Source organism: Sulfitobacter brevis (assembly GCF_900112755.1).
Taxonomy (GTDB): domain Bacteria; phylum Pseudomonadota; class Alphaproteobacteria; order Rhodobacterales; family Rhodobacteraceae; genus Sulfitobacter; species Sulfitobacter brevis.
This window is the reverse complement of record NZ_FOMW01000007.1, coordinates 160,019-172,823: the sequence shown is the minus strand read 5'-3', so window position 1 is coordinate 172,823 and position 12,805 is coordinate 160,019. Positions and strand designations below refer to the sequence as shown.

General features: G+C 61.4%; 4 protein-coding genes. All 4 read left to right on the top strand.

Annotation, left to right across the window (positions count from 1 at the left end):
- Positions 1–76 precede the first annotated feature (76 nt).
- From BM174_RS11315 to BM174_RS11300, 4 genes are read left to right on the top strand one after another with little or no spacing between them, the layout of a single operon-like run.
- Complete coding sequence (locus BM174_RS11315) at positions 77–6,556, top strand: type I polyketide synthase (RefSeq protein ID WP_093923965.1); 6,480 nt, start codon at positions 77–79, stop codon at positions 6,554–6,556.
- Entirely contained in the window at positions 6,553–7,554 is a 1,002-nt protein-coding gene (locus BM174_RS11310) for a glycosyltransferase family 2 protein (protein ID WP_245766340.1), read from the top strand. The genes BM174_RS11315 and BM174_RS11310 overlap by 4 nt, the downstream gene beginning before the upstream one ends.
- Positions 7,551–12,113: a MupA/Atu3671 family FMN-dependent luciferase-like monooxygenase gene (locus BM174_RS11305; protein WP_093923964.1), complete on the top strand. Its 4,563-nt coding sequence runs from the start codon at positions 7,551–7,553 to the stop codon at positions 12,111–12,113. Before BM174_RS11310 ends, BM174_RS11305 begins: the two co-directional genes overlap by 4 nt.
- Complete coding sequence (locus BM174_RS11300) at positions 12,113–12,805, top strand: 4'-phosphopantetheinyl transferase family protein (RefSeq protein ID WP_093923963.1); 693 nt, start codon at positions 12,113–12,115, stop codon at positions 12,803–12,805. The genes BM174_RS11305 and BM174_RS11300 overlap by 1 nt, the downstream gene beginning before the upstream one ends.

Genomic DNA, 12,805 nt, shown 5'->3' with positions numbered 1-12,805 from the left:
AAAGAGGGTAATTATATCAGCAATATTGGGGACCCTGCGATCACATAGCGATGGGCGGGGTGTGGACTTTGAAACTATGACAGCCAAGAAGCCTCTTTTTCAAAGCGATGACATCGCGATTGTCGGGATGTCTGTCAACGTGCCCGGTGCAGACGGGATTGACGCCTATTGGACGAACCTGCGCGATGGGGTGGAATCGATCCGTCGCTTGAGCACAGCTGATTTGCAAAGCGCGGGCGAAAGTGCGGCCACTATGGCGCGCAAGAATTACGTGCCTGCCGCAGCCATGCTCGACGGATATGACACTTTCGACGCCGAGTTCTTTGGGTTTTCACCCAAAGATGCCGCTATCCTTGACCCCCAGCACCGCAAATTTCTTGAGGTCGCTTGGGAGGCAATGGAACAGGCGGGCCACCCACCTGAAACCATCTCCGGCGCGGTCGGTGTCTATGCTGGCTGCGGCATGGGCAGCTATTTCTATTTCAACATCTGCTCCAACCCCGATCTGGTCGAGGATGTCGGCATGTTTTTGCTGCGTCACACCGGCAATGACAAGGATTTCCTCAGCACCCGTGTCAGTCATGTCTTTGACCTGAAGGGCCCGTCGATCAACCTGCAAACTGCATGCTCCACGTCTTTGGTGGCAATTCATTATGCCTGCCAAGCGCTGCGCGCGGGCGAGGTTGACATGGCACTGGCCGGCGGGGTGACGATCGAGTTGCCGCAAGGCCGCGGGTATGAGTTCAAGGAAAATGAAATCCTGTCACCTGACGGGCATTGCCACGCCTTCGACCACCGCGCCCAAGGCACGGTTTTCGGCTCGGGAGCAGGCGCGGTGGCGCTGCGGCGTCTGTCTGATGCGGTTGCAGACGGGGATCATATCTGGGCCGTCATCAAAGGCTCGGCGGTAAATAACGACGGCGCGGCCAAGGCGGGCTATCTGGCCCCTTCGGTTGACGGGCAGACAGCGGCGATTGCGCAGGCGCTGGATGCGGCGGGCGTTGCTGCGCAGAGCATTGGCATGGTCGAATGCCACGGCACTGGCACTTATCTGGGGGACCCGATCGAGGTTGCAGCACTTACCGAAGCTTACCGAGCCGAAACCGAAGCGGTCGATTTCTGCCGCATCGGGTCAGTCAAAACCAACATCGGCCACCTTGATACGGCGGCAGGGGTTGCGGGCTTTGCCAAAGCGGCGCTGTCATTACATCACCGACAAATCCCCCCTTCGCTGGGCTACGAGGCGCCTAATCCGGCGATTGCCTTTGAGGGCAGCCCGTTTCGGGTGAATGCCGCATTGCACGACTGGCCGGCAGGCGACACGCCGCGCCGCGCCGCGATCAATGCGCTTGGCGTCGGGGGCACCAATGCCCATGCCATTCTTGAGGAAGCGCCCGCGCGCGCGCCTTCGGATGAAAGCGACTGGCCGTTTCATGTCTTGTGTATCTCGGGGCGCACCAAGGCAGCACTTGATGCCAATAGCGCAGCCCTTGCCGCGCATCTGCGCGCCCACCCCGAGCAGCCTCTGGCCGACATCGCCCATACTTTGAAAAACGGGCGGCGCGGGTTCGATAAGCGCCGCGTGCTGGTGGCCGAAACCCATGCCGAAGCCGCCGATCTGCTGGAGCATGGCGACACCCGTCACGTATTTACCCATGACCGCTTAGGCGCCCAGCCCGAGGTCGTGTTTATGTTTCCCGGCGGCGGGGCGCAGTTTGCCGGTATGGCGCGCGGCCTTTATGAGACCGAGCCGGTCTTTGCCGAATGGATGGATCGCGGGCTGGACCATCTGGCACCGCAGCTTGATTACGACATTCGTGCCTTGTGGTTACCGGAGGCGGGCGACGCGCCAGCCGCTGATGCGAAGCTGAAGAAACCGTCGGTTCAGCTGCCCCTCATCGCAATTGTGGAATACGCGCTGGCGCAGCTTTGGCTGGGCTGGGGCGTGAAGCCTGCTGCGATGGTCGGCCATTCGATGGGCGAGAACGTTGCGGCCTGTCTTGCGGGCGTGATGAGCTTTGAAAACCTGATTGATCTGGTGCTGTTGCGTGGGCGGCTGTTCGATGACGTGCCCGCGGGCGGAATGCTTAGCATTTCGGCTAGCCTTGACCGGATCACGCCGCTTTTAGGGGCTGATCTTGATATCGCTTCGGTCAATGCGCCGGAACTTATTGCTGTGTCCGGACCGCAAGCGGCACTGGAGGCGATGCAACAGCGCCTTGACGAGGCGGGCATCGACTGGCAGCGGATCGCCATCGACATCGCCGCCCACTCACGGATGTTGGAGCCGATCCTCGCCCGCTACCGCGCCTTTCTTGAAGGTCTTGATCTGCAAGCGCCCGAGCTCGTCTTCATGTCCAACCGCACCGGCGCGCCAATCACCGCCGAACAGGCGACAGACCCCGACTATTGGGTTGGCCAGTTGCGCAGCACGGTAAATTTCGCTGATTGCATCAGCACGCTGGGTGCCACCCGCAAGCCAGTGTTTCTGGAGGTCGGCCCCGGCAGAGCGCTGAACGCTTTGACCCAGATGAACCACAATGTCGGGGCCGGCCAGGTAGTCTCGACCCTGCGCCATCCCGATCACAATGTAGCGGATGATGCCTATTTTATCTCGGTCATCGGGCGGCTTTGGGCCTGCGGCGTGGAGGCTGATTGGTCGCAAATATGGGGCGAGGCGCGGCGCAATCGCGTGGTGCTGCCGACCTACCAGTTCCAGCGCGCCCGCTATTTCATCGAAGCCGGAAAAGCCGCACAAGCCGCGCCGGAAGTGGCGCTCAGCCGTCGCGATGATATGACACAATGGGGCGCGGTGCCGATCTGGCGCCCTGCCTTTGCCGATGTCGATGCAGATATAGAAGGCGCTTTGGCCGCCGCGCCGCTGTCGTGGCTGGTGTTTGCCGATGACGCAGGGCTGTGCACGCCGGTTATCGCGCGGCTAAAGGCAGCGGGTCACCGGGTTATCACGGTTACCGCGGGCGATGCGTTTTCCCGTCAGGGCGATGCCGCCTATCTGCTCGCCGCCGAAGAAGGGCGCAGCGGCTATGACCGTCTGATCGCTGCCTTGGTCGAAGCCGCGGATTTGCCGGACCGGATTGCCCATTTCTGGCTCACCGATGATGCCCATACGCCGCGTCCCGGCTCGTCCCCATTTGACCGTAACGTCGAGCAGGGCTTTTGGAGCCTGACGTGGTTGGCGCAGGCTTTGGCCGACGCAGGCCACGACGCGCCGTTGCATCTGTCGGTCTTTACAACCCGTGCAGCACAACTGCGCAACGAGCCGCTGGCTCATCCTGAAAAGGCGATGATCTCTGGCCCCGTCGGCGTATTTGCGCGCGAGATGCCCAATGTCACATGTGCGCAAATCGATATTGAAGCGCCCGCAGCAAATCCCGCCAAACAAGGCTGGTTCGCCAAAGTTGCCCCGATCGAGGCGGGCCGTGATGATCTAACCGACCGGATCGTTGAGGACCTCTTGGCACAGCCGGCGAATACGGTTGCCGCTTACCGGGGTCCCAAACGGTTCGAGCAAAGCCACCGCGATGTAGCGCTGCCGCCTGCCGATGCGCCCGTCTACCGCGATGGCGGTGTCTATCTGGTCACCGGCGGCTCAGGCGGCATTGGTCAAACAGTTGCAGCCGATATCCTGACGCGGCACAAGGCGACGGTCTTGTTACTGTCGCGCTCTGCTTTGCCGCCCCGCGCGACATGGGAGACCTATCTTGAAAACACGCCCGCATCGAACCGCGCCGCCCGCCAGATCCGCGCGGTTCTGCGCCTCGAAGAGATCGCGCGCCCCTTGGGAGGCAGCGTGGAAACGCTCGCTGCCGATGTCGCCAACCTCGCGCAGATGCGCCGTGTGGTGGAAGATGTCACCGCGCGCCACGGCTCGCTCACAGGTGTGATCCATGCCGCTGGTGTGCTGGACGATGCGCCGCTGTTAGCTAAAACCGATGCAGGTATCGACGCGGTATTGCAGCCCAAGGTTCTGGGCCTGCGGGTGCTGGACCAGTTGCTGCCCGATGGCACGCTTGAGATGATGGTGCTGTTTTCATCGACTTCCACCGCCACACGGTCGGCGGGACAGGTAGATTATGTCGCAGCAAATGCGTGGCTCAATGCTTTTGCCCAGTCACGTGCTGGCGGCAAAACCCGTGTGTGTGCGGTCAACTGGGGCATCTGGGCAGACGTCGGCATGGCCGCCGAAGCGACCCAAAATGGCGCCATCGATACACTGCCAGTGCGTCCGCTTACCGCAGGCTTTTTGCAAGGTGTCACCACCGATACCAATGGCCATCCGGTCTATTTGGCCGAAGTCAGCCAGGACGATTGGGTGCTGGACCAGCACCGTACCAAGGATGACCAGATGGTCATGCCGGGCACTGGTTATATCGAAATGCTGGCCGAGGCCGCGCAGGGGCAGGGCATCGGCGCGGTGACGATCACCGACCTCTATTTCCTGCGGGCCCTGCCAGTGGCAGAGGACGCTAGCCGTCAAATCCAGATCACGCTGACGCCGCAGGGCGACGGGTTTGCTGCTGAAGTGCGCAGCGACTGTATGTTCCAATCCAAGGCGGGTTGGCAGCTGCACGCACAAGCGACGCTCACACCATTGGACGCGCAGCGCCCTGCATCGCTTGACCTGTGCGCAATCTCCGCCCGTTGTGCGCCTGCCTTGGGCGCGGAGGCCGGGGGTCGTTTGTCCTCCCCGCAGGAGGCGCATTTGAACTTTGGTCCGCGCTGGCATGTCTTGCGCGAAATGGCTTTTGGCACCAGCGAGGGGTTGGCAAAGCTATCGCTCCCCGCCGAGGTACAGGGCGATCTTGACGCAGGTCATCTGTTGCATAGTGGCTTGATGGACCTTGCAACCGGCTGGGCGATGGACCTTATCCCGGGTTATGGCGCGGCGCATCTCTGGGTGCCGGTATCATATGGCGAGATCCTTGTGCACGCGCCGCTCCCCGCCAATATCCGCTCGTGGGTGCGCCTTGCGAAAGGCGCGGCAGGCGAGGGATTTGTGAATTTCGATGTAACGCTTACTGACGGTAACGGCACGGTTCTGGTCGAGGTGCGCGATTTCGCAATGAAGCGTCTGGCCGAAGGGTTCAAAGCCACGGCACCGCTAACCGCACAAGAGGTGAATTTTGATTCAAGCGAGACCGACAGCGACACCCGCAGCGCCAGCGAAGAGCGGCTCGCCTATCTGGTCCGCCAAGGGATCCGCAGCGCCGAAGGACCCGAAGCATTGCGCCGTGCGCTCGGCCTCGGGCGGTCTATGGTTATGGTTTCTTCACTGCCCTTGGACGGGCTGATCGCACAGGCCGGACAGACGGCGCAGAATGTTAGCGTACAAGGCCAGACTTTCGAGCGGCCCGATCTCGACGGCACCTATCTTGCCCCGCGCAATTCCATCGAGACACGTCTTGCCGCCATGTGGGAAAGCCTGCTTGGCGTCAGCCCTGTCGGGGTTGAGGACAGCTTTTTCGATCTGGGCGGCCACTCCTTGATCGCTGTTCGGCTCTTTGCCAATGTGAAGCGCGAGTTCAAGGTGGAGTTCCCGATTTCGGTGCTGTTCGAAGCACCGACGATTGCCAAATGTGCTGCAATGATCGCGGCAAAGACCGGCGACACGGGAGAGGATGGCGAGGCAGATGGCACAGCCTCACAGCAAGAACCCCAGCGCCGCTTTGAATTTCTAGTGCCGCTTAACCAGACTCCGCCTGCGCATGCGGCCCCGGTTTTTGTTGTCGCTGGGATGTTTGGTAACGTGCTGAACCTGCGCCACCTTGCCTTGCCGTTCAGTGCCGAGCGGTGCGTTTATGGCGTGCAGGCGCGCGGGTTGATCAGCGATACCGCACCACATGCAACCGTCGCCGAAGCGGCTGCCGATTATCTGGCAGAGATCCGTCTGGTGCAGCCCGAAGGCCCTTATTTGCTCGCAGGCTATTCGGGCGGTGGCATTACTGCTTATGAGATGGCTCAACAATTGCGGGCAGCGGGCCAAGAAGTCGCGAGCCTCGTGCTGCTCGATACGCCGCTGCCTGTGCGCCCCTCGTTGTCGCGCCGTGATAAAGCGTTGATCAAAATTGCAGAAATTCGCACGAAAGGGCCGGGCTATCTGATGGAGTGGGCCCGCAACCGCTGGGACTGGGAAATGCAAAAGCGCGCAGCGGGTCGGGGCGATGTACTTGCGCCCGCTGGGTCCGAGTTCAATAACGTGAAAATCCAGCAGGCCTTCCTGGGTGCGGTAGCAGCCTATGAGACGCACGACTGGGATGGCCCAATCACGCTTTTCCGCCCGCCGCTCGACCAATATTGGCCAGTGTCACAGGGCCAGTGGGTCAGCAGCGAGCGCGAGTATGTCTTTGAGGATAACGACTGGCGTAGATATGCCGCCAACCTGAATGTCATCGAAGTGCCCGGTGACCATGTCACTATGGTGTTGGCACCCAATGTCATTACTTTGGCGCAAGAACTGCGCGAAGTGATTGCGGCGGCGCTCTCCTCGCAAGAAGGCAGCATCGACGACGCAGGATTTAAGGCAGCAGCAGAATGACCATGCAAACCTCTCCCTCGCTTTTGGTCGTTATACTGAATTATCGCACCGCAGCGATGACCCTGCGCGCCGTTGAGGCAGCACTTGCCGATATGCCGCGCGGGGCCGAGTTGATCATCGTAGACAACGCATCAAGCGATGGCTCGGTGGAGGTGCTGCAGCAGGCAATCGCCGATCAGGGCTGGGGGCCGCAGGTGCGGCTTGTCGCCTCCGCCGTGAATGGCGGCTTTGGCGCGGGCAATAACATCGGCATGCGCGCAGGCATGTCCGATGGATCCGAAGCCGATTTCGTTTTTGTCGTGAATTCGGATGCCTTTGTTGATCGCGGATGCATTGAGCATTTGATGGAGCATATGGCGGATCATCCGCGCGCAGGTCTGGCGGGCAGCCATGTGCGGGGCAGTGATGACCTGCCCCACACCACCGCGTTCCGGTTTCCTTCCGTCGCGGGGGAATTCGAGGGCGCGGCGCGGATCGGGGTGGTCTCCCGCGTGCTATCCCATGCGATTGTGGCGCCTGACCTGCCCGAAACCACCACGCGCGTGGATTGGGTTGCCGGAGCCTCGGTGCTGCTGCGCGGCAGTATGCTGCGCGACATCGGATTATTCGACGAAACTTTCTTTTTGTATTTCGAGGAAACCGATCTGTGCAAACGCGCCGCCGTTGCAGGATGGGAATGCTGGTACGTGCCGCAGGCCCGCGCCGTGCACATCGGCTCGGTCTCGACAGGAATGAAAGAATGGCAGCGGATGCCGGAATACTGGTTCAATTCGCGCCAGCATTATTTCACGAAAAACCACGGGGTGCTCTATGCCAAACTGGCATGGGCAGCACGCCTTGCCGGGGGCGGGGTCCACAAGCTGCGCTGCGTGCTTTCGGGCCGCCCGCCGCAAGACCCCCCGCACTTTCTAGGTGATCTGACGCGCCACGGCCTTGGCCTTGCACGCAATGGATCACCGCGCATGTCGCGCCGCACCATCACGGAGGACACCTTATGACTGCCACTTTCAATCCTGCCGCCTTCAGCGCAATTTTGATGGGAGACGAGTCGCTCACCATCGCCTGTGGCAATATGGTCTTGGCGGGCGGTCATACCATCACGGCTGTCGTGACGCTTGATCAGGCGGTGCGCGATTGGGCCTCGGAGCAGGGATTGCGCGTGGAGCGTGAGGCAACAGCGCTCGTGGGATCGGTGCAGGCCGACTGGTTGCTCAGCATCGCGAACCTGCGGCTGATCCGGCAGGCAGTGCTGGCCATCCCGACGCGCGGGGCGATCAACTTTCACGACGGTCCACTGCCGCGCTATGCAGGACTTAATACGCCGGCTTGGGCCATCCTGAATGGCGAGACCCAGCATGGCGTAAGTTGGCATCTGATCGAAGGTGGCGTTGATGAGGGCGACCTTCTGGCGCAAACTCTCGTTGAGATCACGGCGGAGGAAACCGCCCTCAGCATCAACTCGAAATGCTATGCCGCGGGGATGGAGAGCTTTGCGCAGGTGTTGGGGCAGCTTGAAAGCGGCGCACTGGAGCGGATGCCTCAGGGTCTTGAACAGCGCAGCTATTTTGAGCGTGACGCGCGGCCTGCGGGCAACGGGCTGCTCGAATTTACTATGGCCGCCGAGGCGCTGTCTGCTCAGGCGCGGGCGCTAGATTTTGGCGACCATTGGAACCCGCTGGCCCTGCCGATGATCACATTGAACGGCACACTACTGCGCGTTCGCAGTGTCGAGGTCGCGCCGGACGTCGCCGCCGCCAGCGGAGAAATTCTGGCGCTTGAACCTGACGCGATTACCCTTGGCACCGCGACCACTGCCGTGACCTTGCGTGGGCTGACAGCGCTGGGCGGGCAATCGCTGGACGTGACAAAACTAGTGCAGGTCGGTGAGGTGATTGCCACCCCCGCCTTGCCCGAATTGGCGGTCGCTGACGAAGCCTACTGGCGCGGTGCGCTGCAGCAGATGGTGCCGGTGACGGTCCCGCTGGCCCAAACCTCAAACACCGCTGCAGAAATGCGCACCTTGCCGTTGACTATGCCCACGGGCCTTGTCCGCGCCGATTGTGTCGCGGCGATTGGGCTGGCTGCGATCCGGTCGGCTGGGGTGACCGCAGGTGATCTCGCGCTTTTCACAGGATCGCCCGCGCATCCGCTAGTGACCCCGTGGATGCCGTTAAAGGTCGATGCTGCTGCTGAACAACCAGTCATTGATGTGGCCGTCGCGATTTCGGCGCAGCTTGACCGCGCCGCCGAGAGTGCCGGATTTGCCCGTGATTTGCTGGCCCGTGATCCGGCGATTGATCCAGCAGCCAAGCCGGATTTTGCGCTTTGCCTTGGCGCGCAACCCTTGGACGGGGCGGCGGTTTCTATTTGTCTCGGTCCGGATAGCATAAGTATCTGGTATGACGCGGCACGGCTCACGGATCAGGCCGCCGGTCTGATTGCTGCGCGCGTGGAGGCGGCGCTTGCCCGCTTTGCCACTGCAGAAATTTGCGCCGAGGTCTGGGCCTTGCCGCAAGATGAAGCACAGCGCCAGATCTCGGACTGGAACGACACGCAAAAGGACTATGATCCGGTCACGATCCATGCCGCTTTCGAGGCACAGGTCGCCCGCACCCCCGATGCCACGGCCTTGGTCTGCGAGGGTGAGAGCCTCAGTTTCAGCGCGTTGAACGCCCGCGCCAACCAGCTTGCGCATCGCCTGCGCGACATGGGGGTGGTGGCTGGCACGCCCGTCGGCTTGCTCTGCGCACGCGGCACCGGAATGCTGGTCGGGACGCTGGGAATTCTTAAGGCGGGGGGCGCATATCTGCCGCTTGATCCAGCCTATCCGGCGGACCGGATTGCCCATTATATCGCCGACAGTGCTGCGCCCGTTATTGTGACCCAAACGGCGTTGGCGGATCAACTGCCTTCCCACGCGTCAAAGGTACTGGAGCTAGACAGTGACCCCCAGCTTGCAGCCGCTTCGCAGGAAAATCCCGCGCCAGTAGCGGCGGCGGATGATCTGGCGTATCTGATCTATACTTCCGGCTCAACCGGAACGCCCAAGGGCGTGATGGTCAGCCACGGTAATGTGGCGAATTTCTTTGCCGGAATGGATGATCGCATTGATCACACCGATGGCGCGGTCTGGCTCGCCGTTACTTCGCTGAGTTTTGATATCTCGGTGCTGGAGCTGTTCTGGACGCTGTCACGCGGGTTCAAACTGGTGCTGGCGGGCGATGACAGCCGCACATTGGTATCGAACGGTCCGGTGGCGAGTGCCGGCAAGCACATCGACTTCAACCTCTTTTACTGGGGCAATGACGATGGGGTCGGCCCTAAGAAATACGAGCTTTTGTTGGAAGGTGCGAAGTTCGCTGACGCCCATGGCTTTAACGCGGTCTGGACCCCGGAGCGGCATTTCCATGCCTTTGGCGGCCCCTATCCAAACCCGTCGGTGACGGGCGCAGCAGTCGCGGCAGTTACGAAAAATATCGACGTGCGCGCAGGTTCCTGCGTGGCGCCGCTGCACCATCCCGCCCGTATCGCCGAAGAATGGGCGGTGATCGACAACCTGACCAACGGGCGCGTCGGGCTGGCAATCGCCAGCGGCTGGCAGCCGGATGATTTTGTGCTGCGGCCTGAAAACACGCCGCCCGAAAACAAGCCCGCGATGTATGCGGCGATTGACCAGTTGCGCAAGCTATGGGCTGGTGAAGCGGTGGAGTTTCCCACCAAGGATGGCACGCCCTTTGCTGTCGTCACCCAGCCGCGCCCTGTGTCAAAGGTGTTGCCGATCTGGGTCACCACTGCGGGCAATCCGCAAACCTGGAAAGAGGCCGGTGAGATTGGCGCGAACGTGCTAACCCACCTGTTAGGCCAGTCGGTGGATGAAGTTGCGGAGAAGATCAAGATTTACCACACAGCCCTGCGTGCCGCGGGCCACGACCCCGCAAATCACAAGGTCACGGTGATGTTGCACACCTATCTGGCCGAGACCCGCGAGGCCGCCGAAGCGGTTGCGCGCGAACCGATGAAAGACTACCTGCGGTCGGCTGCGGGGCTGATCAAGCAATACGCTTGGGCGTTTCCAGCTTTCAAGAAGCCGGAAGGTGCGACCAATCCGTTCGAGATCGACCTCGAGGGTCTGTCGGAAGAGGAAATGGATGCGATCCTCGACTTCGCCTTCCAGCGCTATTTCAACGACAGCGGTATGTTCGGCACGGTGGCTGAAGGGCTGGCGCGCACCGAACAGCTGCGCCGCATCGGCGTGGACGAGATTGCCTGCCTGATCGACTACGGCATTGCCGTAGAGACGGTATTGGCAGGGCTTGAGCCCTTGGCCGAGGTTTTGGCACAGGCCAACCGGAGAGTTGAACTGGCGCAGGATGACTACTCTCTTGCTGCACAGATCATCCGCCACGACGTGACGCATTTGCAATGCACGCCATCAATGGCGCAGATGCTGGCGACCAACGACGAGGCCGCGCAGGCTTTGGCAAAGGTAAAGCACCTGATGGTCGGCGGCGAAGCCTTGCCCGGAACGCTTGTCAGCGCTTTGCAAGCGCGGAGCGGCGCGCAGGTGCAAAACATGTATGGTCCGACCGAGACAACGATTTGGTCGACCACCCATGTGGTGACGGATGCAAAGGCTGACACGACGCCGATTGGCACGCCGATTGTCAATACGCAGGTCTATGTCGTCGACACGAATTTGGCCCCACAACCTATTGGGACAACAGGTGAATTACTGATCGGAGGCGATGGGGTCACCAAAGGATATTTCAAGCGGGATGAAATGACCGCAGACCGTTTTGTCGAAAATCCTTTCGGTACTGGAAAGCTTTACCGGACCGGCGATCTGGCTACTTGGGATGCTGCGGGCGTGCTGCATTTCAAAGGCCGCGTCGATGCGCAGGTAAAAATTCGCGGTCACCGGATCGAGCTGGGAGAGATTGAGGCCCGCTTGGCCGAGATCCAAGGTGTGACCCAAGCTGTTGTGATCGCGCGCGATACGGCTGGAGGTGCGCAACTGGTCGGCTATGTGACTGCGGCAGCGACATTCGACCCCGCGGCCGCCAAGCGTAGCCTTGCCGCACAATTGCCGGAAATTATGGTGCCTGCGCAGCTAGTGGTGTTGGACGCCATGCCGCTGACCCCTAACAAAAAGATCGACCGCAAGGCACTGCCTGCGCCCGAAGCCCGCAAGCCTGCCAGAGCTGCTGCCACCACAGCCCCTGCCAGCCAGACCCAAGCCTCGATTGCCCAAGTCTGGACGGCGCTTTTGGGGGTGGCTGATATTCGCGGCGAGGATAACTTCTTTGCTTTGGGGGGACATTCGCTGCTGGCCGTGCAAGCGCACCGGGATATCCGTGCCGCCCTCGGTGCAGACCGTTTGTCGATCACGGATATCTTCCGTTTTCCCACGCTCGAAACATTGGCGGCGCATCTGGATAAGGCGCAAGGTAAGGCTGTCACCGTGCCTGAGCCCATCCCCGCGACAGAGCCTGCGAAGACGGAAACCATGTCGAAACGCCGCATGATGCGGGCCGGTCGGGCGCGTACGGACAGCTGATGACAAGCCGTGCGTCCGACCCTTGCGCGCAAATGCACGCGCTGACGGCGCAGATGTTGGGGCCAGAGTTTGCCGTGCAGGTCTGTGATCCGCGCGCCGCTCAGCCGATATTGATGCCGCATGAAGATGCGCATCTTGGCCGCGCAACCGCCGCGCGCCGCGCCGAGTTTGCGGCGGGGCGGCATATGGCGCGTCGTGCGCTGGCAACGCTTGGTGGCCCGCAAACCGCCATCCCTGCGGGAGAGGACCGCGCCCCCCAATGGCCCGCAGGCTGGCGCGGCAGTATCTCTCATTCGAACTTGCTCTGTATCGCCGCAGTGACTGCTGCCCCCTATGATCTGGGTGTTGATCTGGAGCCTGACAGCCCGATGGACTCCAATTTAGTTGCTACAATCTGTTCAAATGAGGAAGTGGCGCGGATCGCAGGGCCGGAGAGGCTGGAACGCGCCACCCTAATCTTTGCCGCGAAGGAAGCCGCCTATAAGGCGCAATATCCGCGCACGGGCTTGCTGTTCGGCTTTGACCACCTTGATATCAGCCTAAATCTTGCGGCGCAGCGCTTCACCGCGACCTTTATCAAACCCGCTGGTTGCTTCGCCGTCGGCGACAGCTTGCTTGGATGCTTTGGTCGCGCGGCAGGTCACCTTGTCACCACAGTGGTGATTGGGCAGGGTGGGGTCAAAGGGAGCTGA